Origin of the sequence: Actinoplanes sp. NPDC048967 (genome assembly GCF_040649415.1) — a bacterium.
GTDB lineage: Bacteria > Actinomycetota > Actinomycetes > Mycobacteriales > Micromonosporaceae > Actinoplanes.
The window spans coordinates 1,079,586-1,102,411 of record NZ_JBEZFL010000002.1; the positions used below are offsets into that span (position 1 = coordinate 1,079,586).

The window sequence follows — 22,826 nt, forward strand, 5'->3', positions numbered from 1 at the left end:
GGCAGGCCCGGCGCCCACGGCCGGGCGGCGTGGAGGCGCTATGCCGCCCGGTGCGCCGAGGATGCGTAGTTCTCGGCCGGGCCGGTTTCCAGGGGCAGCGCGGTGTAGGTCTCCGCCGAGGTCTGACGCGTCGGCACAGCCCGTAGCCGGACCTTGCCGATCGGTGCGAAGACCTTCACGTTGAGTCGGCTGTGCCGGATCGCGTGCCGGATGCCCAGCGCGAGCACCGCGACTCCCACCACGGTCAGCACGATCCCGGCGACCTGCGCGCCGGGCACCTCGATCACGCCGGCGGCGATCGGCACGCCGGCCAGCGCGGCCAGTCCGGTGATCTGCAGCGGCGTCGCCACCAGCGGATGAGCGGCAGCGGCCAGCAGTGCCGGCGGCGCCGGCGTCAGCGGCGCGGTGGCGAACGCGCCCGCGCCGCGCCGGACCTGAGCGAGGCGCCGCGCGGTCACCAGCACCACGACCAGCGCGGGTACGGCGGGCAGCACAGCAGCCGCCGGAGCCGCGGAGTCACCCGACAGCACACCGGTGACCAGCGGTACGGCGATGAACACCGCGACCCCGCCACCGACCAGCATGGACAGTGTGCGAGCGCGCCGACGCAGCTCGCGAGCCGTGCGAGCGCTCGGCAGGGCGTCCGCGAGCAGTCCGGCGGTGAGCCAGACCCCGGCGAGTACGCCGATCAGGATGAGGTCCGTCGTGGTGTTCACATCGACAGCCTTCACCCGTCACGCAAGCGGCAAAACCGGGATATGCCCGGACGGTCAACCCGTAGGGGTGTGATCGTGACTTTGCGTGAGCGCTGTTTTACGAAGCGAACTCATCCCAATGGGCGAAGGGGACAATGCCCCCTGTTGCGGCCGTGATCGGTGTCCTAGTGTCGGGTGCCAGACGGCACCGATGCATCGGTGCCGGCCACGGGTTCGACCTGGGGAGGTCGGCCGGGGTTTCCGGCGGCGACGCCGTGAGACCCCGGTACCGCCCGGCCGACCGCTTCGGAGCCTCCGGACAGCTCAGACCGCGAAGGTCTGGACCGGTTCGGTGGCCGGTGCGGGCGGCGTCGCCTTCCACAGGCCGAGCTTCTGTACGGCGAGCCGGGACAGGTAGGCCGGGTTCAGCAGGATGTAGCGCTTCCACAGCCGCTTGGGCTCCAGCCCGAGGCGCCACAGCCACTCGAGGGCGTACTTCTGCATCCACGCGGGCGGGTTCTTCAACAGCCCGGCGTGGTAGTCGAAGGCCGCCCCGACGGCGAGCAGCGGCATGTCGAGCAGCGGGCGCATCGCGTACGTGAAGATCTCCTGGCGGGGGCAGCCGAGCCCGACCAGCACGATCCGCGCGCCCGACGCCTTGATCCGGTCCGCGATCTCCACGTCCTCGCCGGGCTGAACGGTGCGGAACTTCGACGCCTCGACCCCGGCGATCTTCAGCGCCGGGAACATCCGCTCCAGCGCCGGTACGAGCTTGCTGAGGGTCGGTTCCGTGGAGCCGTACAGGTAGACCGGCAGGCCCTCGGCCGCGGCCTGGCGCAGCACGCGCAGGGTGAGCTCGGGGCCGTAGACCCGGTCGGTCAGGCCGGCGTGGTGCAGCAGGTTGAGCGCGCCGCGGACCGGCTGCCCGTCCGGCGTGACCAGGTCGAACGAGTTGAGCCGGGCGTTGTGCGCCTTGTCCTGCACGCCGGTCATCACCCCGTGCACGGCGAGCGCGGTGACGGCGTAGTGACGGCGTTCGCGGGCGGCGTCGAGGATCTGGGCGACGGCGGCGTCGTAGTCCACCGCGTCGACCAGCACGCCGAGGACATTCTTCTTGCCCTGGGCGATCACGGCTGGGGCACCCACTTGCCGACGTTGGCCTCGTAGATCTCCTGGAGGATCATCGGGACGTCGTAGACCTGCTTCCACTGCGGGTAGTCCGCCTGGAAGGCCGCCATCGAGCCGATCCACCACTGGTGGTCGCCGATCCGGTTGTCGTCGACGTACTCGGTGACCATCTCGGTGCCGCTGATCTTCTCGGCCATGGCGAAGGCCTCGAGGTTGGAGCAGTTGGAGTGCCGGCCGCCGCCGAGGTTGTAGACCGCCGCCGAGCGCGGGTTGCGGAAGAAGGCCTCGAAGGCGCTGAGCACGTCGTGGCTGTGGATGGCGTCGCGGACCTGCTTGCCCTTGTAGCCGAAGATCCGGTAGAGCCGGCGTTCCATGTTGGCCCGCATCACGTAGCCGAGGAAGCCGTGCAGCTCGGTCGCCGAGTGGGCCGGCCCGGTCAGGGTGCCGCCGCGGAAGATCGCCGTCTTCATGCCGAAGTAGCGGCCGTACTCCTGGGCCATCACGTCGGCGGCGACCTTCGAGGCGCCGAAGACCGAGTGCAGGCACTGGTCGATCGACATGTCCTCGGTGATGCCGTCGGCGTACGGGTGGGCCGGGTCGATCTCCCAGCGGGTCTCCTGCTCGATCAGCGGAAGCCGGTTCGGGGTGTCGCCGTACACCTTGTTGGTGGAGCAGTGGATGAAGGCGGCGTCGATGCAGTGCTCGCGGGTGTTCTGCAGCAGGTTGAGGGTGCCGCCGGCGTTCACGTCGAAGTCGGTGAACGGGTCCCGCACGGCCCAGTCGTGCGACGGTTGCGCCGCGGTGTGGATGACGACCGCGATGTCCTTGCCGTACCGCTGGAAGATTCGCGACAGTGCGTCGCGGTCCCGGATGTCGACCCCGTGGTGCGAGTACGCCGTCCCGAGGTCCGCGGTGAGCTGCTGCACGTTCCAGGCCGTCGACGCCTCCGCGCCGAAGAACTCCTGCCGCATGTCGTTGTCGATCCCGACGACATCAAGGCCCAGCCCGGCAAAGTGCCGAACCGCCTCAGAGCCGATGAGACCACCTGATCCAGTTACCAGGGCGACGGCCACGAGCAAACTCTCCCAGAGGTCTCGGGGGCAAAACCAGTCGAGAGCATAACGCCACCCCTCTCACGCTCCGCTGTCACCCAACAGAGCAGGGCACGAACCCAGGAGAAGAAGCAAACCCGGGAGGAGGGGGAGAAGGAGGCCCCCGATGCCGAAGGCGAGCCACCCACAAGCGCGACAAGATCACCCACCGCGCCCACCGCAACGCGGGGCTTCCGGGGGCTCGGCCCCCGGAGCAGATATGCCGATCGCCCCCGGTCCGCGCTTTCCGCGGACAGAGGGCGACCAGGTGATCGGGTGGGGATGGGGGGAGTTGAACCCCCACGTCCTTTCGGACACACGGACCTGAACCGTGCGCGTCTGCCATTCCGCCACATCCCCGTGGCATTCAGTTAGCCGGAACAGACTACGCTGTCCCTCGTTACACCGCGAGCAGATACTGCCCTTGGCGCCAGGGAAGACTAGCACGGCGTCAGGGGCCGCAATACGAGGGTCAGGAGCGACCGGTTGCTCTTCGCAGAGATGCGGAAGCGGCGGCCGGATACCATCATGTCCTCGGAACCCGAGGAGGAGCCGGTGAGCGTGCTGCAGCGCTTTGAGAAGCGGTTGGAAGGCCTGGTCGAGGGTGCCTTCGCGAAGGTGTTCAAGGGTGTCGTGCACCCGGTGGAGATTCTTAATGCCATGCAGCGGGAGGCCGAGGCGCACAAGGCTATCCTCGCTGGTGGTCGCACCTTGGTGCCCAACCGCTACGTGATCGATCTCTCGCCGTACGACCACAGCAGGCTGGCACCGTATGCCGCCGCACTGGCCCAGGAGCTGGCCCAGTCGCAGGCGGAGTTCATCGGTGAGCAGGCCTGGACGGTCTACGGCGACGTCATCGTCGAGATCGAGCGCGGGGACGGGCTCGATACCGGCATGTTCCGTGTCACAGCGGAGGTGTACACCGGCGGCGAGGTCGCGCCGGTGCAACAGCCCGCCTACGACGCTGCGCCGGCGTATTCGCCGTACGACCAGCAGCAGGGTGGGTATCCGCCGCACGGGGGGCACAACGGCCGCAACGTCGGCCTGGTCTCCGGTGACGGCCGCACTTATCCGTTGCAGATGGGCTCGACGGTCATCGGCCGTGGGGACCAGGCGAATCTGCGTCTGCCGGATGTCGGGATCTCCCGGCGCCACGCCCGGCTGGACTACGACGGCAGCCAGGTCGTGCTGACCGACCTGGGCTCGACGAACGGCACGATGGTCAACGGCCAGCGCGTGTCGGCCGTGGCGCTCAACCCGGGCGACATGATCCAGTTGGGGACGACCACCCTCACGTTCCGAGTGGACGGCTAGGCACCTTGCCAGAATTTGTCCTCACCGTCGCCCGCTTCGGCTTCCTGATACTGCTGTGGATCTTCGTATTCACGGTGGTGGGAGTCATCCGTAAGGATCTCTTCGCCGGGGTCCGGTCCAAGAGTCTCGTCGCCTCACCCCGAGGGGTGGGTGGCGTGGTGCCGCAGGGCCGGCCGGCGAAGGCGAAGCGGGGCAAGGCTGCCCGGCAGCTCGTGGTGACAGCCGGTCAGCTGGCCGGCACCAGGATCACTCTGGGTGAGGCTCAGATCACTATCGGACGTGCGGAGGACTCGACGCTGGTCATCACGGACGACTTCGCGTCGGCCCGGCACGCCCGGCTCGTGCCGCGGGACGGTCAGTGGTTCGTCGAGGACCTCGGCTCGACGAACGGCACCTATCTCGATCGCGGTAAGGTCTCCGGACCTACTCCCGTCCCCCTTGGCGTGCCGATCCGGATCGGCCGCACTTCACTCGAGTTACGGCCATGACCCTGACCCTGCGCTACGCCGCCCAGAGCGACCGCGGTCTGATCCGAGACGGAAATCAAGACTCCGTCTACGCCGGACCGCGGCTCCTTGCCGTCGCCGACGGCATGGGCGGCATGGCCGCCGGTGACGTCGCCAGCAACATCGTCATCGCGGCCATGGCTCCGCTGGACGAGGACGTACCCGGCGATGCGCTGGTCGACGCCCTCCGGCATGCCGTGGGCACGGCCAACCAGACCCTGCGCGACACCGTCGACGCCAATCCGCATCTGGAGGGGATGGGCACCACGCTGACCGCGGTGCTCTTCTCCGGCAGCAAGATCGGCATGGTGCACATCGGCGACTCGCGCGCCTACATGCTGCGCCAGGGTGAGTTCGCCCAGATCACCAAGGACGACACCTACGTCCAGATGCTGGTGGACGAGGGCCGGATCAGCCCCGAGGAGGCGAGCAGCCACCCGCAGCGGTCGCTGCTGACCCGGGCGCTCGACGGCCGGGACATCGATCCGGAATATTCGGTCCGCCAGGTCCTCAAGGGCGACCGCTATCTCATCTGCAGTGACGGGCTCTCCGGCGTGGTCAGTGCCGAGACCATCGGCGAGAGCATGCGTGACATCCAGGATCCGCAGGCGTGCGTCGAGCGGCTCGTGCAGCTCGCGTTGCGCGGCGGCGGTCCGGACAACATCACCGTGGTGGTCGCCGACGCGACCGACGCGGACATCGTCGAGCAGGCACCCATCGTCGGCGGCGCGGCCGCCCGCGACCGCGGCAACTCCACCGTCGCGGACGCTTCCAGTGCTGCTGCCCGCGCGGCGGCTCTGCAGGCGCCCCCGCGGCCCGCGCAGCCTTCCGGCCCGCCGTACGACCGGGACGAGCCGGAGCCGCAGCCGAAGAGGCACCCGGTCCGTACGAGCCTGTTGCTGCTCGTGCTGCTCGGCATCCTCGGCGGCGGCCTCTATCTGGGCTGGCAGTACACCCAGAAGCAGTATTACGTCGGCGCCACCGAGCAGGGCCAGCTCGCGATCTTCCGCGGCGTGCCCGGCCAGATCGCCGGCCTCGACCTCTCCAGTGTCAACGAGACCAGTCCGGCTCGCCTGGACGACCTCACCTCGGTCGCCCAGGACCGGGTCAAGCAGGGCATCCACGCGGACAATCAGCCTGACGCCCGGCGGATGCTGCAGGAGCTGACCAGCGACGAGCCGTCCAACCCCAACCTGAAGCCGATCTGCGTGGCCGGCAGCGCCGCGCCGACGGTGTCGGAGCCGGTGACCCCGTCCGGCACGCCGTCCGCGGCCGGGAAGACGTCGTCTCCCGGCCGGCCCACCTCCTCGTCGGCGCCGGCCCTCGCGCCCACCATCACGCCGGACGCCCTGCCTTCGGAGTCTGCCCCGCCGGTCGTCGACCCGGTCGGGTGCCGGCCCGTCGACTGAGCGTCCGCTCACCGAAGTCTGGGGACTCTTTCTTGACCGCGCCCGCCCTTCCGGCTCCCACACCCGCGACCACGGGTGAGATGCCCCGTGTCCCGGGCACGAAGACCGGGCGCAACGCGGAGCTGGGACTGCTCGCGCTGGCGATGAGCATCGTGGCCGCGTACGGCGCCATCGTCGAGTCCAACCAGTTCGACAAGATCACGCCGACGTTCTGGGTGCCGGCCGCGTTGCTGAGTGTCCTGTTCGTCGCCCTGCACCTGGTGGTCCGCTTCACCGCGCTGTACGCCGACCCGGTGCTGATCCCCACGGTGGCGCTGATCAACGGCCTCGGTGTCGGCTTCCTGCGCCGGCTCGACCTGGCCCGGTCGATCGCGCAGAAGCAGCCCGAGCCGGGCATCTTCGCCGGGGTCGGTGGCCGTCAGCTCGCCTGGACGCTGGCCGCCCTGGTGCTGGCCGCGGTGCTGCTGATCGTGATCCGCGACCACAAGACGGTCTCCCGGTACGCGTACACGCTGGGCCTGGTCGGCATCGTGCTGGTGATGATCCCGGCGGTGCTGCCGGCCAGCATCTCGGAGATCAACGGGGCCCGGCTGTGGATCCGGATCGGGTCGTTCTCGATCCAGCCCGGTGAGTTCGCCAAGCTGGCCCTGGTCTCCTTCTTCGCGTACTACCTGGTCCGCAAGCGTGAGGTGCTCTCGCTGGCCAGCCGGCGGGTGCTCGGCATCGACTTCCCCCGCGGCCGCGACCTCGGTCCGGTCATCACGGTGTGGATGCTTTCCCTGCTCGTGCTCGTGTTCGAGAAGGACCTCGGCACGGCGCTGCTCTACTTCGGCCTGTTCGTGGTCACGCTCTACGTCGCCACCGAACGGGTCAGCTGGCTGATCATCGGCCTGGTGATGTTCTTCGGCGGCGTCTACGTGGCGTACCTGCTCGGCGCGTCGGTCGGCGGTCCGTTCGCCAACTTCTACGACCGCGCCACGGTCTGGCTCGACCCGTTCGCCGCCGAGAACTACAACCGCCTCGGCGGCAGCTACCAGCTCGTGCAGAGTCTGCTCGGCCTGGGCACCGGCGGCCTGTTCGGCACCGGCCCGGGAGCCGGCTCGCCGAGCAAGGTGCCCGAGGTCCGCACCGACTTCATCTTCGCCGGCATGGGCGAGGAGATCGGCCTGTTCGGCCTCTCCGCGCTGCTGATCTGCTACCTGCTGATCGTCGAGCGCGGCCTGCGCGCGGCCCTGGGCGTACGCGACTCGTTCGGCAAGCTGGTCGCCGGTGGTCTGGCGTTCACCCTGGGTTTGCAGGTCTTCGTCATCCTTGGTGGCATCACCGGGTTGATCCCGCTGACCGGTCAGACGACGCCCTTCCTGTCCGCCGGTGGTTCGTCGCTCATGGCGAACTGGCTGCTCATCGCGATGTTGCTGCGGATCTCCGACGCCGGCCGCAGACCCGCGAGCGGTGGCCCGGCGCCCGCGTCCGGTGGACCGAAGCAACCGCCCGCCCAGCTGCACGGCGCCATGACGGAGGTGATCAAGCCGTGAACGCACCCCTGCGCAAGGCCGGCGTGGTCATCCTCGTCCTGTTCGGCCTGCTTTTCGCCAATCTGAACTGGGTTCAGGGTTACAAGGCCGACGCGTACCGCACCAGCGACTACAACGGCCGGGTCCAGGTCGCGGAGTACGAGGTGCCGCGCGGGGTCATCGAGGCGGACGGCCAGGCGCTCGCCCAGAACAAACTGACCGACGACGAGCTGAAGTATCTCCGGCAGTATCCGGAGAAGCAGGTCTACGCCCCGATCGTCGGCTACAAGCCGGTGAACATCGCCGAGGTCGGCATCGAGCGCACCGAGGACGAGTTCCTCTCCGGTGCCAGCGACAAGCTCTTCGCCGACCGGGTCAGCGCCATGTTCACCGGGGACAAGAGCGGCGGCGGCAACGTGGTGCTGTCGATCAAGACCAAGGCTCAGGAAACGGCCTGGAAGCAGCTCACCAACAACCAGGGTGGTGCCAAGAAGGGGTCGGCGGTCGCGATCGACCCGCGCACCGGTGCCATCCAGGCGCTCGCCTCGTTCCCCAGCTTTGATCCGAATCCGCTGGCCAGCCACGATATCGAGGCGGCCGCCGCGGCGTACAAGAAGCTGAACGGGGACAAGGACAAGCCGCTGCTCAATCGCGCGCTGTCCGAGACCTACCCGCCCGGGTCCACCTTCAAGGTGATCATCTCGGCCGCCGCCCTGCAGAACGGCTACGACCAGAGCACCGAGATCCCGGCCGGGCAGAGCTACACCGCGCCCGGCTCCGGCGCTCCGATCCGCAACTCCGAGGACCAGACCTGCCCCGGCGCGCAGGTCACCCTCAAGGAGGCGCTGACCGACAGCTGCAACACCGGCTATGCCCAGCTGGGCGTCAAGCTCGGCGGTGACAAGGTCAAGAAGGCGGCCCGGGACTGGGGCTTCGAGCAGGACGACCTGACGGTCGGCAACCTCAAGGGCTCGGGGCTGCCGGTCGCGGCCAGCCGCACCGGTGAGATCAAGAACCCGGACGGCAGCATCGACCAGGCCGGGCTGGCCCAGTCGTCGATCGGGCAGAAGGATGTCCGGATGACCACCCTGCAGGGCGCGATGATCGCCGCCGCGGTGGCCAACGACGGCCGGCAGATGCGGCCGTACCTGGTCCAGCAGCTGCTCAGCCCCGACCGGCGGCCGATCTACAACGCCGCCCCGGAGACGCTGCGCACACCGGTCAGCGGGGACGTCGCCAAGGACCTACGCGAGATGATGGTCAGTGTCGTCGAGAACGGCACCGGCCGGCGGGCCAAGATCAGCGGCTTCGAGGTCGGCGGCAAGACCGGTACCGCGCAGAACGCGACCGGCGCCGACAACCACGGCTGGTTCATCGGATTCGCCTTCAACGACAAGGGTGAGGCAGTCTCAGCTGTCTGCGTCATGCTGGAGAACGTGCCTGGCGATCACCCGAGCGCCGAGGCGGCCCGGATCGCCGGGCTCATCATGAAGGCCGCGGCGGGCCGGGGAGGGGACTGACATGATCAGCCCTGGGGTCACCCTCGGCGGCCGGTACCGCTTGGACGAGCGGATCGCCGGCGGTGGCATGGGTGATGTGTGGCGTGGCACCGACGAGGTGCTGGGCCGGACCGTCGCCGTCAAGATCCTGCTTCCGGCCCTGCTGGACGAGCCCGGCTTCGCCGAGCGGTTCCGCGGCGAGGCCCGGACCATGGCCACGATCAACCACCCCGGCGTGGTCGACGTCTACGACTACGGCAGCGACCAGCAGCTCGCGTTCCTGGTCATGGAATACGTGGAGGGCGACGCTCTGTCGCGCACCCTGAGCCGGGTCGGCCGGCTGACGCCGGCGCGGACCATGGCGCTGGTCGCGCAGGCCGCCGACGCCCTGCAGGCCGCGCACGCGAACGGCATCGTGCACCGCGACGTCAAGCCCGGCAACCTTCTGGTACGCCCGAACGGCACGCTGGTGCTCACCGACTTCGGCATCGCCCGGTCCGCCCTGGTCGGGCAGCTCACCGTGGCCGGCTCGGTGCTCGGCACGGCGTCCTACATCTCTCCGGAGCAGGCCTCGGGCGCGGTCGCCACGGCCGCCTCCGACGTGTACGCCCTCGGCGTGGTCGCCTACCAGTGCCTCTCCGGCCACCGGCCGTTCGACGGCGCCACCCCGATCGAGATCGCCATGAAGCACGTCCGGGACACCCCGCGACCGCTGCCGGCCGACATCCCGCCGGCCGTACGCGCCATCGTGGACCGCGCCCTGGCCAAGGATCCGGGGGCGCGCTGGCCCACCGCCTCGGCGATGGCCGCGGTGGCCCGGCAGGCCGCCTCGTCGCTCACCACCCAGGTGCAGCAGCCGGCGGTGAACGGCTCCGCGCCCGCCGGCCGCCCGCAGTCGGGTGGCCCGGCGATGAACAGGCCGCAGTCCGGTGGCCCGGTGGTGGCCAACCGGCCGCACTCCGGCGCACCCGCTTCCGGCCCGCCCGGACATCCGGTCTCCGGGCAGGGCCGCCCGCCTTATCCGCCGGTCCCGCGGCCGGTCTCCGGGGCTCAGGCGCGTGGTGCGGCCTCGGTGCCGTCCGGGCAGCCCCCGTACAGGCATCCCTCGGCCCCGCCGATGCAGCAGCCGATGCAGGGCGGCAAGCAGCCGGAGGGTTCCGGCGGACGGCAGGTACTGATCGTCCTCGCCGTCGTTCTCGCCCTGCTTGTCCTGCTCTGTGCCGGTGTGATCTCGTTCCTGCTCAAGCAGGGAAACACCGCGATGGGTGGGAGCGGTCCGCGGGCCACGGTCGTGCAGGCGGGCTCGGCTGACCCACGGGCGCCGGCGGCGTCGTACCGTCTTACGAAGCAGGCTGCGGCTCCCCTCAGCCTGAACCATGCGACCGAAGGACGACAGACGCTATGACGGCGCAGGCCCGCCTGCTCGGTGGCAGGTATCAGGTCGGCGAGCTGCTCGGCTACGGCGGCATGGCCGAGGTGCACAAGGGCCGTGACCTCCGCCTCGGCCGGGACGTCGCGATCAAGATGCTGCGCACCGACCTGGCCCGCGATGCCACTTTCCAGGAGCGGTTCCGCCGGGAGGCGCAGAATTCCGCCGCCCTCAACCACCCGGCGATCGTGGCCGTCTACGACACCGGTGAAGAGGTGTCGTCGGCCGGTGAGAAGCAGCCGTTCATCGTCATGGAGTTCGTCAACGGCCGGACCCTCAAGGAGGTCCTGGCGGCCGAGCAGCGGCTCCAGCCGCGCCGGGCCCTGGAGACCATCGCCGACATCTGCGCCGCGCTGGAGTTCAGCCACCGGCACGGGATCATCCACCGGGACATCAAGCCCGGCAATGTGATGATCACCCAGGGCGGCCAGGTCAAGGTCATGGACTTCGGCATCGCCCGGGCCCTGGCCAGCGGGGCCACCACGATGACCCAGACCAGCGCGGTCATCGGTACGGCGCAGTACCTCTCCCCCGAGCAGGCGCGCGGCGAGTCCGTCGACGCCCGCTCCGATGTGTACGCCGCCGGTTGTGTGCTGTTCGAGCTCCTGGTCGGGCACCCGCCGTTCGTCGGGGACAGCCCGGTCAGCGTGGCGTACCAGCACGTCCGCGAGGACCCGAAGGCACCCAGCGACATCAACCGCGAGGTCCCGCCGGACGTCGACGCGATCGTGCTCAAGGCGCTGGCCAAGAACCCGCTGAACCGCTACCAGAGCGCGCAGGAGATGCGGGCCGACGCGCTGCGCGCGGTCGCCGGGCGCCCGGTCATGGCCACCCCGGTGATGTCCGAGGCCGAGACGATGGCGATGTCCGGGCCGCCGATGCGCCAGCAGACGGCGATGACCCGGGCGATCCCGGCCGGCGTGGGCCCGCGTGGCCCGCAGCCACCGGAACGCAAGACGTCGTCCTGGGTGATGGCGGTCCTCGCCGCCCTGGGGGTGCTCGCGGTGGTGGCGTTGGGCATCGGCCTGGTCCTGTCGCAGAACAAGGACGACGAGCCTGACCCGATCGCGAGCGCGGCAGTGCCGAAGGTCGAGGGCCTTTCGGAGAGCGACGCCAAGGCGAAGCTCACCGCGGCGGGCTTCCAGGACGTCGCGGTCGGCGATCCCGTCACGACGGACGACTGCAAGAAGAAGGTTGAGAAGCAGTCGCCGAGTCCGTCCCAGACGGTTCCGGTCAACACGCGGATCACTCTGACCATGTGCGTCAGCCCGGAGGACACCCGGGTGCCGAGCAACCTGCGCGGCAGCAGCCGGGAGGTGGCCGCCGAGGCGCTGCGGGAGGCCAACCTCAAGGCCGACTTCGAGGAGGTCGACAGCGACGCGGAAGCCGGCCGGGTCATCTCGGTCGAGAAAGAGGGTGAGAAGGTCAAGCCCGGCACGACCATCACCGTCAAGATCTCCCGGGGCAACCTGGTCGAGGTGCCGTCGGTGGTCGGCAAGACCGAGGAAGTGGCCAAGGCGCTGCTCCAGCAGAAGGGCTTCACCAATATCGAGGTCGAGCCCTCGAACCAGCAGGGCACGCCGGGTCAGGTCGTCGACCAGACCCCGAACGGCAAGCAGAAGAAGCCCAAGGACACCCAGATCACTCTGACCGTGATCGCCGAGCAGGAACCGAACCCGGACGACTCGGGTTCCCCGGACCCGGACATTCCGAACCCGCCGGGCGGCGACGGCGGCGGCACGGGCACCGGCACGGTCGGCGGCCTGCTCAACTGAGCGACACGGGAAAGCCCGGACGCGACCCGCGTCCGGGCTTTCCTGGTTGTGCGGGACGGCTCAGGCGGTCGCGAAGGCCGAACGCCGGCGGCTCTCCACCTCGGCGGCGAGCTCGGGGGCCCGGTCCAGCGCCTCCGGCAGGCCGCAGGAAGCCAGCCAGTTGGCCAGCATGGTGTGGCCGCCCTCGGTCAGCACCGACTCGGGGTGGAACTGCACGCCCTCGATCGGCAGGGTGCGGTGCCGCATCGCCATGACCACGCCGGACCCGGTCCAGCCGGTCACCTCGATCTCCTCCGGCAGGGTCTCCGGGAGGACGGCCAGCGAGTGGTAGCGGGTCGCGGTGAACGGATCGGGCAGACCGGCCAGGACGCCGGTGCCCTTGTGCTGCACTGTGGAGGTCTTGCCGTGCAGCAACTCGGGGGCGCGGGTGACGGTGCCACCGAACGCGGCACCGATCGCCTGGTGGCCGAGGCAGACACCGAACATGGGCAGCTTGCCCGCGTACTCCTGAATGACGTCCATCATGATGCCGGCGCGCTCCGGCGTGCCCGGCCCGGGCGAGAGCAGCACCCCGGCGGCGCCGAAGCCGGCGACGTCGGCCACGGTGATCTCGTCGTTGCGCCGGACCTCGCACTCGGCACCCAGCTGACCCAGGTACTGCACCAGGTTGAAGACGAACGAGTCGTAGTTGTCGATCACGAGGATGCGCACGGGACCACCTAGCTGGCCGACGGGTGGGGATTGTTGGTGTGCTCGTTGTACGGGATCTCGTCGGGTCCCAGCAGCGAGTCGTCGCCCGGCACCGCGTTCGGGTCCTGCTCGGCCGAGCCGCCCTGCTCGGTGCCCGTGCCCACCTGCACGTCGTCGAACGGCAGCAGCGGCGTGGCCCACGGGAACACGACGTACCAGAGCAGCGCGCCGACCATCGTGACCAGCGCGAGGGAACCGGTCAGCTTGCCCCACAGGCCGAAGGGCAGCTTGCCCCAGATCCAGGCATACATCGCTACCTCCTATGCCTTCGTCTTGCCGATGTCGGCGGGCCGGCCGGCGCTGGGCAGTGACGCGTCCCGCTTGACCGTGTCGACCAGCTCGGCGTGCACGATGAGCCGCTCGTAGTTGTTGAACTTCGGGTTGCAGGTGGTCAGCGTGAGCATCGCCTTGGTCGCCTTGGCCTTGGGCTTGCCGGGGACCGGGGCCACCACCTCGACGGCGCTGGGCTTGACGACCACGCTCTCGCTGACCTTGTAGACGTACCAGTTGGTGCGGGTCTCGACGCCGATCACGTCACCCGGCTTGAGCTCGTCCAGCCGCCAGAAGATCTTGCGGATCCGGTGGCCGGCCACCGAGAAGTTGCCGATCTCGCCGGGCTCCGCGGTGTCCGGGTAGTGCCCGGGGGCGTACCGGATGTCCTGCGGGCGCACCCCGTTGACAACGACCCACTGCTTGCCCAGCTTGGGAATGTAGAGCCGCCCGACCAGGTCCTTCCCGGGCGCGGCCGGCGCGGCCTTGACCGGCGTGCTCGGCGCGACGGTCGGGTCGTTCCACTGGTCGTCGAGCTCGGTGGCCAGGGTGTCCTGCTCGTTGTCGACCTTGGCCGAGTTGCCGAACACCTCGTACCCGGCGAACAGCAGCACGATCAACCCGAAGGTGATCATCAGCTCGCCGGAGACCCGCACCGCGGACCGGATCCGCGAACCCAGCGTCGGACGGGTCAGCTCGGAATACACGCTCTTGTAACCCTCGTCGGTCTGCTCGGGCCGCAACTTGACGACCTTCTCACCCCGCCGCGGCCTGGCGTCCTCCGCCGCGCCGTCATCGAGATCAGGATCGGCAGCGGCAGCGGCCGCGGCAGCAGCGACGGAAGCGGCACCGACGGTGCCGGACCCGCCGGGCAGAGGGGTACGCACAGAGCTGCTCACATCCGGGGCCGACTTGGAACTGACCTTGGGCCGAACCGAGGGAAGCAGCCCGGTCGGCGCATCCGCGGTCCGAATGATGGCGGTGGCTGACGGGTCCTGCGTCTCGCGGGGCGGCAGTCCGCCACTGCCGGCGGCGAGCAGCTCACGGCCGTCCTGCTCGGGGGCGCTGCGCCTGCTGTCGGGGACGGCTCGGCGCTCGCTGCGAGAACGGAAGGCATCCGCCACCGAGGGGGTGCCGAGCCGATCCCGCCCGGCGGTGTTCGGGAGCTGCTGGTCCGGGCCGGAAGGTGTCTGGCCGGCTCGGCGGCCGAAGCCGTTCGCCGCCTCGGCGTGGCCGGCGTCCTGGGGATAGGCGTCGGCCGGCCTCGGCTCCAGGCCGTTGACCCGGCTGAAGCTGTCGGGGTACGTCCGGCGCGGCATGGCCTCGTCAGCGGCTGACCGGCGCGGGGCGGCTTCCTCGGTGGCGGCGCGGCGCGGCATGGCTTCGTCGGCTGCTGCGCGACGGGGGGAGGCGTATCCGTTCGCCGGCTGGGCTTCGGGGCGGCCGGGTCGTCCGTCCTCGGTGAGTGGGCCGCGGTAGCTGCTGGTCGGGGTCGGGTAGACGTCGTTCTCTTGGCTGTGAGCTGAGCGGCGGCCCGGGCTGCGGAGCTGGTCGAAGGCATCGGGCGCTTCGCCGGCGGGCCGGGCGGCAGCCGCGGCGGACGCCGAGCCGCTGAGAGGGCGGAAGTCCTCGGCAGCGTCACCCGGGGGCCGCCCGAAGCCGTTCGCGCTGCTCGGCCGCGCGAAGTCGCTGGCGGGGGACGCGCTGGTCGGCCGCGCGAAGTCGCTGGCGGGGGACGCGCTGGTCGGCCGCGCGAAGTCACTCGCGGCGGGTGCGCTGCCGTTCGGCCGTGCGAAGTCGCTGGCGGGGGACGCACTGGTCGGCCGTGCGAAGTCGCTCGCGGCGGGTGCACTGCCCTCGGGCCGGGCGAAGTTTTGTCCGCCGGTGGCGCCGCTGACGGGCCGGGCATAGTCACTGGGCGCGGCAAACCCGGTGGAACGCTGACCGTCCACCTCGCGCGGCCGCGCAAACTCACTTATCGCCGGGCCGGCCGCCGGAGCGAAGCCGTTCGGAGCATTCGGCGCAGCCGCGATCTCCGGCCCGGCGAAGCCACCCCCCGCAGCCTGCGCCGATTCCCGGGCGACCCGAGCCTCCTCAGCCGCAGCCGCGAAGAAATCAAAGCCGGCAGGAGCAGTCGGCGGAGATACAGCAGCCGCCGCGCTGGCAATCACCGGCGAACTATCGGGCCGGCCCGGAGCATCAGCAGCACGGGCCACCACCGGCGAGCTGTCTGTCCGGCCAGCAGCAAGCCCCACCACCGGCACGCCATCGGTCCGGGCCGCAGCCCGAGCAGCCGCCGCAGCCCGGGCAACCACCGGATCAACCGCCCCCGAAACCGCCTCACCCCGCAACACAGCAGTGTCAGCGGCCGAAACGGCCCCAGCAGCCACACCAGCGACCTCCGGACCCGCAGGCGCCGGGAAGGACGACCCGGGCGACACCGGAGCCTGAGCGGGCACTGAGGGCCCCTGCCCGGGCGAAACCGGACCGGTCGGCGCGGCCCAAGGCGCCGCCGGCCCCAAGCTGGGCGGTGGGTCCAGCGGCCCACCGGGTACGCCGTCCGGCGAAGCGTCCGTGATCCGGGGAATGAAGGCCGTCTGCGCGTCGCCGTCGGGTGCGCGGTGCCGACCGGAGTTCGCCGCTGCCTGCTGGGCGTCCGACGCTTCCATCACTCCGTGGCCTCGGCGGATCGGAGGTCACTCGACCCGTCGTACGCCCGCACAGTCACGTTCCTCTCGACGGTTTCCTGATAGCCGAGTCCGAAGTCCGCCACTGCCGTACGGAATTGCTGGACTCCCTCTGCGGACTCCAACGCGCGATGCATCGCCGTGGGTTCGCCGATCGCCGTGATCTTGAATGGCGGCGAGAAGACCTGGCCGTGGAGCAGCAGCGTGTTGCCGACACAGCGTACCGCGCTCGTGGAGATGACGCGGACATCCATGATCGCCATTGCCTCGGCCCCACCTGCCCACAATGCGTTCACCACCGCCTGGACGTCACCCTGGTGGACGACGAGGTCGTCGTTCTCGGGGGCGTCCGTGCCGGTGCCGGTGGTCCGCTGCGGGGAGTCGTTGAGGACGACCGTGACGCCGGGGCCGTGCAGGGCGGTGAAGCCCGCGCCTCCGCGCATCGCGTCCGCGCGCTGCCGGGCCCGCTTGACCGGTTCGTCGACGTCCGCCAGCCGGGCCGCGTCCTGGTCGACGGCCGCGCGCAGGTCAGCGGCCTTTCTCTCGCGGTCCTCGAGACGGGTGCGCTTGTCCGCGATGAGCTGGGCGAGCTGCGGCCGGCGGTCGTCGCGCAGGGAGGTGCCGTCCGCCGTTGTCGCCGATGTGGTGAACAACAGACCGGCCGCGAGTCCGATCAGTGGGACCGCGACCGACCATCCGCGCTGCCGTTGAGCTCTGCGGCGGGGACGTAATCCACCAAGGGCTCGTCGCAGGACAAGTCGCCACGAGGGCGCCCCCGTGGTGTACTCCACGTCGGTTGTCCTCCCTGGCTCGGCCGAAAAACGCACCGGCGGGTGCCTGTGCGCGCGCCGCCTTGACTACGCTAGCTATCGAACAGTATTCGCCACGGGCAGCTTTCGGGGTCCCCGGAGCCGCTCAGGGGTGGGTTGTTCACCACTTGTTGCCCTCAGGAGAGCACCGTGCCGAAGTCACAGGTTCGAAAGAAGAAGGTCTACACCCCGCCGACGGACATTCGTCCGTCCGGGACGGCGGCGTCGAAGAAGCCGAGTCCGGTGTGGCTGCCGATCACGGCGGTCGCGCTGATCGTCTTCGGCATCTCCTGGCTGGTGGTGTACTACCTCTCGGAGCAGCAGTACCCGGTCGAGGCGTGGCGGTATTGGAACCTCCTCGTCGGCTTCGGTTGCATGGTCGCCTCCCTGGGCATCCTCTCCCGCTGGCGCTAGTGCCGCTCCTGCCGCGCGGCCCCCGGCCGAGCGGTAGCGTGATCTGCGTCTGATTTGTCCGACAGCGCACCCCGGCGTCCGAGCCGCGGGGTGCGCTGTCGACTGCGTTCCGCCAGACGACGGCAACACCTGCCTGGACTGCCGCTCGCATTCTGATTACTCGTGGGTAACATAGGTCGGCGGGCCAGCTGACTCCAGGAGGCACAACCACATGGGCACAGTGCAGATCGTCGCCACCGTCCTGGCGGGCATCGTCACCCTCGTCGCCGTGGTCCTGGCGGTCCGGGCGGTCATGCAGATGACCGCGGTGATCCGGCTGGGCCGGCCCGACCCCACCCGCTCCGGGGACAAGGGCGCCCGCGCTCGCACGATGCTGGTCGAGACCCTCGGTCACACCCGGATGCTGAAGTGGACCGCGGTCGGTGCGGCGCACTGGTTCGTGATGGTCTCCTTCATGATCCTGTTCCTGCTGGTGGTCGAGGCCTACTTCGAGGTGGTCGACCCCGAGGGCGGGCTGCCGATCATCGGCCACTGGACGATCTACGGCCTGGTCACCGAGTGGATCGGCGTCCTCGGCCTGCTGGGCATCCTCTACCTGATCTACCGGCGCCAGCGCGACAAGCGCAAGAAGGTCTCCCGGTTCACCGGCTCCACGATGTGGCAGGGCTACTTCGTCGAGGCGATCATCGTCGGTGTCCTGATCTGCGGCTTCCTGATCCGCGGTTTCAAGGTCGCCAACGACACCTTCGAGTACGCCACCTGGGCCACCCCGGTCAGCCACGGCGTCGGCGCCCTGCTGCCCGCCGCGGCCGACGGACCCACCTGGGTCGCCCTGGTCAAGATCTTCATCTCCATGGGCTGGCTGATCACCATCGCGCTGAACGTGACGATGGGCGTCGCCTGGCACCGCTTCCTGGCCTTCTTCAACATCTTCTTCAAGCGCAGCCCGGAGAAGCCCGCGGGCTCCGGCCTGGGCGCGCTCAAGCCGATGATGAGCGACGGCAAGCCGCTCGACTTCGAGGAGGCCGACCCGGAGAAGGACCAGTTCGGCGTGGCCCAGGTCGAGCAGTTCACCTGGAAGGGCCTGCTCGACTTCTCCACCTGCACCGAGTGCGGCCGCTGCCAGTCGCAGTGCCCGGCGTGGAACACGGCCAAGCCGCTCTCGCCCAAGCTGCTCGTCCTGTCGCTGCGGGATCACGCCTATGCCAAGGCGCCCTACCTGCTCGGGGGCGGCGGCAAGGATCTGACCGGCGAGGAGAAGGCCACCGAGGCCCAGCTCGCGCACATGGACGTGCTGGCGCTCGCCGAGGGCAACCGGCCGCTGATCGGCACCGAGGCCGAGGGCGGCGTGATCGACCCGGACGTGCTCTGGTCGTGCACCACCTGCGGGGCCTGCGTCGAGCAGTGCCCGGTGGACATCGAGCACGTCGACCACATCGTCGACATGCGCCGCTACCAGGTGCTGATCGAGTCCAGCTTCCCGGCCGAGGCCGGCGTCATGCTGCGCAACCTGGAGAACAAGGGCAACCCCTGGGGCGCGCCGCAGAACACCCGCGAGGACTGGACCAAGGGCCTCGACTTCGAGGTGCCGCGGGTCGGCGAGACCGAGGACTTCGACTACCTGTTCTGGGTCGGCTGCGCCGGCGCCTTCGAGGACCGGGCCAAGAAGACCACCCGGGCGGTCGCCACGCTGCTGCACGAGGCCGGCGTCAATTACGCCATCCTCGGCGAGGGCGAGACCTGTACGGGCGACCCGGCCCGCCGGATCGGCAACGAGTTCGTCTTCCAGATGCTGGCCCAGCAGAACGTCGAGACCCTGCAAGAGGCGAAGGTCAAGCGGATCGTCGCGACCTGCCCGCACTGCTTCAACACGCTGGGCAACGAGTATTCGCAACTGGGCCTCGAGGTCGAGGTCGTGCACCACACCCAGCTGCTCGCGCACCTGGTCAAGGAGGGCAAGCTCACGCCCGTCCAGCCGATCGAGGGCGACGTGACCTACCACGACCCCTGCTACCTGGGCCGGCACAACCGGGTCTTCGACGCGCCCCGCGAGGTGCTGGGCGAGGCGGCCAACCTCGTGGAGATGCCACGCAACTCCGAGCGGTCCTTCTGCTGCGGCGCCGGCGGTGCCCGCATGTGGATGGAGGAGAAGATCGGCAAGCGGATCAACGTGGAGCGCACCGAGGAGGCCCTGGCGACCGGCGCGAAGACGATCGCCGTGGGCTGCCCGTTCTGCTACACGATGATCGGTGACGGGGTCACCGGCAAGGGCGAGCAGGACAACGTCGAGGTCGTGGACGTGGCGAGCGTGCTGCTCCGTTCGATCAAGGGCGACAAGGCACCCGCCTAGAGCGGCTAGGAGGTCGCCGCGCTCACCGCGGAGGCGGCGACCACCGCGACGATGACCGCGGTCTGGATCTCCTCGACGGTCTGCCGGACCGCCGCGGCGGTCAGGTCGCCCGCGGAGATCTCGCGGAGCCGCTCGTCGACCCGCTTGCGGTCCAGCGTGCGGAAGACCTTGCGGTCGAGGTTGGTCGCGCCCACCAGGGCACAGAGCGCAGCGGTACGCGGCTCGACCGGCCCGGCTCCGGAAACGGCGGCGGTCAACCGTCGCCGCGCCTCCGTCTCGGGCACCGGCTCCACGCCGTTCGGGGCCGGATAGCGCGTCCGCGGGAAGACGAACAGCACCTTGTCCTGCTCCCGGGTCAGCACGCCCTGGTCGACGATCCGGTCCAGGGCCGGCTTGCGGGTGTCGGTGAACTTCTTGACCCAGTGGGCGGGCTTGCGGGGCTTGTCGTCGGCCACGATCCGGTCCAGGGCCTGATCCACCAGCGGGTCACCGGTCGCGGTCGGGTCCAGGACCACGACCTTCTTGTCCTCGACGCCGATCCGGCCGCTGATGGCCAGCTCCAGCAGCAGGGCGCCGCCCAGGCCGTGGTCGAGACGGACGCTGTCGGTGTCGGGCACGCCGTCGTCGCCGTAGGCGAGCAGCACGAACTCTTCGGCGAGGTTCATGATGCGACCGTATCCGGGCGGCCGGCGGCGGAGGTGACCCGCGGCACCGGACACGAGCGCCCGCGGGATGCCGCGTTCCGGCACAATGAGGGCCGAGGTGAACCGATCATGGACGGCCCGCTCCTGACGACGGTGCTCCCGTTGGCGGCTTTCGCGTTGCTCACGGCGGGCAACGCGTTCTTCGTGGCAGCCGAGTTCGGCCTGGTCACCGTCGACCGGGCGGAGATCGACAAGCGCGCCGACGAGGGTGACCGGCGCGCCCGTACGGTCCGGCACGCCCTGCACGAGCTCTCCTTCCAGCTCTCCGGCACCCAGCTCGGCATCACCCTCACCGCCCTGCTGACCGGCTATCTGGCCGAGCCCGCACTGTCCCGGATCTTCCGGCCGGGCATCGAGCCGATCGCCGGGGGCGCCACCGAGACCGTCACCCACGTGCTCTCGCTGGTGCTGGCCACGATCGTCTCGATGCTCTTCGGCGAGCTGGTGCCGAAGAACGCGGCCCTGGCCCGGCCGATGCGGGTCGCGCTGGCCACCGCGGCCCCGCTGCGCACGTTCTCCAAGCTCTTCAAGTGGCTGATCGGCGCGCTCAACGGCTCGGCGAACTGGCTGGTCCGCCGGCTGGGCATCGAGCCGCAGGAGGAGCTGGCCAGTGCCCGCTCGCCGGAGGAGCTGGGTCTGCTGGCCGCGATCAGCGCCCGGGCCGGCGCGCTGCCCACGGAGACGGCGACGCTGCTGCGCCGCACGATCCGCTTCGGCGAGAAACGCGCGGCGAAGGCGATGACCCCGCGCGTCGACGTGGTCGGGCTCAAGACCACCGCGAGCGTCGCGGACCTCATCGTCGCGGCCCGGGAGACCGGCCACACCCGCTTCCCCGTGTACGAGTCGACGCTCGACCTGGTCGTCGGCGTGGTCGGGGTGTCCGACGCCCTCGGTGTCCCGCCCGAACGCCGCGCCTCGACCGCGGTGTCCACCGTCGCCCGCGAGCCCGTCTTCGTGCCGGAGAGCCTCGACCTGGACAAGGTGCTGGCCGCCCTGCGCGCCGCGGACGCGGACATGGCGATCGTCGTGGACGAGTACGGCGGCACCGACGGCGTGGTCACGGTGGAGGACTTGGTCGAGGAGCTGGTCGGCGAGATCGCTGACGAGTACGACGTGGACTTCACCGACGCCGGCAGTGCGGAGCTGACCGCGCCCGGCGACGACCGGAAGTTCCTGGTCGACGGGCTGCTACGGGAGGACGAGGTGGCCGAGCAGACCGGTTTCCGGCTGCCCGAGGGCCCGTACGAGACGCTCGCCGGCTTCCTGCTCTCCCGGCTGGGGCACATCCCGGTCGTCGGCGAGTCGCTCGAGGACGACGGCTGGGAGTTCACCGTCATCGAGGTCGACCGGCACCGCATCGAGCAGGTCCGGGTCGTCGCGCCGCCGGCGAGTTCCGATGACTGAGCTGCTGGTCACGGTCGTGCTGCTGCTCGGCAACGCGCTGTTCGTCGGTGGTGAGTTCGCGCTCATCGCGTCCCGGCGTACGGCTCTCGAACCGCTCGCCGCCACCTCCCGGCCGGCCCGCTGGGCGCTGTCGGCGATGAATCAGATTCCTCTGATGATCGCCGGCGCCCAGCTGGGGATCACCATCTGCTCACTCGGCCTGGGTGCGATCGCCGAGCCCGCCCTCGCGCACCTGCTGGAGGGCCCGTTCGGCGCGATCGGGATGCCCGAGAACGCGGTCCACCCGGTGGCCTTCGTGCTGGCGCTGGGCGTGGTCGTCTTCCTGCACACCGTGGTCGGCGAGATGGTCCCGAAGAACATCACCCTGGCCGGCCCGGAACGCTCGGCGCTCGTGCTGGGCCCGTTCATGTTGGCCTTCTGCACCGGGACCAAGCCGCTGCTGGTCGCGATGCGCTGGGCCTCGCGGATGGTGTTGTCGCTGTGGAAGATCGAGGCCACCGACGCGGTCAAGACGGTGTTCACCGCCGAGGAGCTGGCCGGCATGGTGACCCAGGCGCGGGCCGAGGGCCTGCTCGGCACCGAGCAGTACGCCCGGATCCACGCCGCGCTGGGCCTCAACGACCGGACCGCGGCCGACACCCTGCAGCCCTGGGCGGGCGTGACGACGGTCGCCGACGACGCGTCGCCGGCCACCATCGAGGCGGTGGCGACCCGCAGCGGCCGGTCGCGGCTGCCGGTCGTGCAGCGCGAGACCCGGCGGGTGCTGGGCTTCGTGCACGTCAAGGACCTCCTCGGGTACGAGGGAGCGCAGCGCAGCCTCCCGATGCCCGCCGAGATGATCCGTCCCTTGGCCGTGGTGGCCCCGGACCGCACGCTGGCCGACCTGTTGCTGACCATGCGACGCGACCGCCGGCACATCGTCCTGGTCAGTGACGGGCGCCGGCCGCTCGGCGTGATCGCCCTGGACGACGTGCTGCATGCCGTGATCGGGGAGCCCTCCGTTCGGCCGACCACGTAAGGGTGCTTTAGCCCACATTTACGCGCAAACGGAGTTTGAACACGCTAGTTAAAGCGGCGA

Annotated in this window: 19 protein-coding genes and 1 tRNA gene; 11 read left to right on the forward strand and 9 right to left on the reverse strand. The window is 70.1% G+C overall.

Annotation, left to right across the window (positions count from 1 at the left end):
* Positions 1 to 38: 38 nt before the first annotated feature.
* The 4 genes from AB0C12_RS11765 to AB0C12_RS11780 form a co-directional block, all read right to left on the reverse strand.
* A complete protein-coding gene (locus AB0C12_RS11765; RefSeq protein ID WP_360546764.1) occupies positions 39 to 716 on the reverse strand; it encodes a hypothetical protein in 678 nt (225 codons plus the stop codon).
* Between the two features lie 303 nt (positions 717 to 1,019).
* Complete coding sequence (locus AB0C12_RS11770) at positions 1,020 to 1,841, reverse strand: WecB/TagA/CpsF family glycosyltransferase (RefSeq protein ID WP_360546766.1); 822 nt, start codon at positions 1,839 to 1,841, stop codon at positions 1,020 to 1,022.
* A complete protein-coding gene (locus AB0C12_RS11775; RefSeq protein ID WP_360546768.1) occupies positions 1,823 to 2,896 on the reverse strand; it encodes an NAD-dependent epimerase/dehydratase family protein in 1,074 nt (357 codons plus the stop codon). Before AB0C12_RS11775 ends, AB0C12_RS11770 begins: the two co-directional genes overlap by 19 nt.
* 295 nt (positions 2,897 to 3,191) lie before the next feature.
* Positions 3,192 to 3,274, reverse strand: a tRNA-Leu gene (locus AB0C12_RS11780).
* Positions 3,275 to 3,442: 168 nt separating this feature from the next.
* Here AB0C12_RS11780 and AB0C12_RS11785 point away from each other — a divergent pair.
* The 7 genes from AB0C12_RS11785 to pknB all read left to right on the forward strand — a co-directional run bounded on the left by AB0C12_RS11785 (position 3,443) and on the right by pknB (position 12,360).
* Positions 3,443 to 4,228, forward strand: a complete 786-nt coding sequence (locus AB0C12_RS11785) for a DUF3662 and FHA domain-containing protein (RefSeq protein WP_203769381.1) — start codon at positions 3,443 to 3,445, stop codon at positions 4,226 to 4,228.
* A gap of 5 nt (positions 4,229 to 4,233) precedes the next feature.
* Entirely contained in the window at positions 4,234 to 4,716 is a 483-nt protein-coding gene (locus AB0C12_RS11790) for an FHA domain-containing protein (RefSeq protein ID WP_203769348.1), read from the forward strand.
* Positions 4,713 to 6,143, forward strand: a complete 1,431-nt coding sequence (locus AB0C12_RS11795) for a PP2C family serine/threonine-protein phosphatase (RefSeq protein WP_360546770.1) — start codon at positions 4,713 to 4,715, stop codon at positions 6,141 to 6,143. The genes AB0C12_RS11790 and AB0C12_RS11795 overlap by 4 nt, the downstream gene beginning before the upstream one ends.
* Before the next feature lie 80 nt (positions 6,144 to 6,223).
* Entirely contained in the window at positions 6,224 to 7,678 is a 1,455-nt protein-coding gene (locus AB0C12_RS11800; RefSeq protein ID WP_360546772.1) for an FtsW/RodA/SpoVE family cell cycle protein, read from the forward strand.
* A complete protein-coding gene (locus AB0C12_RS11805) occupies positions 7,675 to 9,177 on the forward strand; it encodes a penicillin-binding protein 2 (protein ID WP_360546774.1) in 1,503 nt (500 codons plus the stop codon). Before AB0C12_RS11800 ends, AB0C12_RS11805 begins: the two co-directional genes overlap by 4 nt.
* Position 9,178: 1 nt before the next feature.
* Complete coding sequence (locus AB0C12_RS11810; RefSeq protein WP_360546776.1) at positions 9,179 to 10,561, forward strand: protein kinase; 1,383 nt, start codon at positions 9,179 to 9,181, stop codon at positions 10,559 to 10,561.
* Positions 10,558 to 12,360, forward strand: coding sequence for a Stk1 family PASTA domain-containing Ser/Thr kinase (gene pknB, locus AB0C12_RS11815; RefSeq protein WP_360546778.1), 1,803 nt, complete (start codon positions 10,558 to 10,560; stop codon positions 12,358 to 12,360). Before AB0C12_RS11810 ends, pknB begins: the two co-directional genes overlap by 4 nt.
* Positions 12,361 to 12,420: 60 nt before the next feature.
* Here the strand turns inward: pknB and AB0C12_RS11820 are convergent, their stop codons facing one another.
* The 4 genes from AB0C12_RS11820 to AB0C12_RS11835 all read right to left on the reverse strand — a co-directional run bounded on the left by AB0C12_RS11820 (position 12,421) and on the right by AB0C12_RS11835 (position 16,858).
* Positions 12,421 to 13,071: an aminodeoxychorismate/anthranilate synthase component II gene (locus tag AB0C12_RS11820; RefSeq protein ID WP_360546780.1), complete on the reverse strand. Its 651-nt coding sequence runs from the start codon at positions 13,069 to 13,071 to the stop codon at positions 12,421 to 12,423.
* Between the two features lie 8 nt (positions 13,072 to 13,079).
* On the reverse strand, positions 13,080 to 13,361 hold the full coding sequence (locus AB0C12_RS11825; RefSeq protein WP_360546782.1) for a hypothetical protein: 282 nt from the start codon (positions 13,359 to 13,361) through the stop codon (positions 13,080 to 13,082).
* A 9-nt stretch (positions 13,362 to 13,370) separates the two neighbouring features.
* Positions 13,371 to 14,759, reverse strand: a complete 1,389-nt coding sequence (locus tag AB0C12_RS11830) for a class E sortase (protein ID WP_360546784.1) — start codon at positions 14,757 to 14,759, stop codon at positions 13,371 to 13,373.
* A gap of 1,289 nt (positions 14,760 to 16,048) precedes the next feature.
* Positions 16,049 to 16,858 (reverse strand): DUF881 domain-containing protein, encoded by an 810-nt coding sequence (locus tag AB0C12_RS11835; RefSeq protein WP_360546786.1) that lies wholly within the window; start codon positions 16,856 to 16,858, stop codon positions 16,049 to 16,051.
* 168 nt (positions 16,859 to 17,026) lie between these two features.
* Between AB0C12_RS11835 and AB0C12_RS11840 the strand changes: the two genes are divergently transcribed.
* Both AB0C12_RS11840 and AB0C12_RS11845 read left to right on the forward strand, forming a co-directional pair.
* Positions 17,027 to 17,290, forward strand: a complete 264-nt coding sequence (locus AB0C12_RS11840; RefSeq protein WP_360546788.1) for a cell division protein CrgA — start codon at positions 17,027 to 17,029, stop codon at positions 17,288 to 17,290.
* Positions 17,291 to 17,501: 211 nt separating this feature from the next.
* A complete protein-coding gene (locus AB0C12_RS11845) occupies positions 17,502 to 19,640 on the forward strand; it encodes a (Fe-S)-binding protein (protein WP_360546790.1) in 2,139 nt (712 codons plus the stop codon).
* 5 nt (positions 19,641 to 19,645) lie between these two features.
* Here the strand turns inward: AB0C12_RS11845 and AB0C12_RS11850 are convergent, their stop codons facing one another.
* Positions 19,646 to 20,305 carry a GPP34 family phosphoprotein gene (locus AB0C12_RS11850; protein WP_360546792.1) on the reverse strand — a complete coding sequence of 220 codons (660 nt, stop codon included), beginning with the start codon at positions 20,303 to 20,305 and terminating at the stop codon, positions 19,646 to 19,648.
* 108 nt (positions 20,306 to 20,413) lie between these two features.
* On the opposite strand from AB0C12_RS11850, the gene AB0C12_RS11855 reads away from it, so the two are divergent.
* Together AB0C12_RS11855 and AB0C12_RS11860 are read left to right on the forward strand one after the other, a co-directional pair.
* Positions 20,414 to 21,748: a hemolysin family protein gene (locus tag AB0C12_RS11855; protein ID WP_360546794.1), complete on the forward strand. Its 1,335-nt coding sequence runs from the start codon at positions 20,414 to 20,416 to the stop codon at positions 21,746 to 21,748.
* On the forward strand, positions 21,741 to 22,766 hold the full coding sequence (locus tag AB0C12_RS11860; RefSeq protein WP_360546796.1) for a hemolysin family protein: 1,026 nt from the start codon (positions 21,741 to 21,743) through the stop codon (positions 22,764 to 22,766). The genes AB0C12_RS11855 and AB0C12_RS11860 overlap by 8 nt, the downstream gene beginning before the upstream one ends.
* The last annotated feature ends 60 nt before the right edge of the window (positions 22,767 to 22,826 follow it).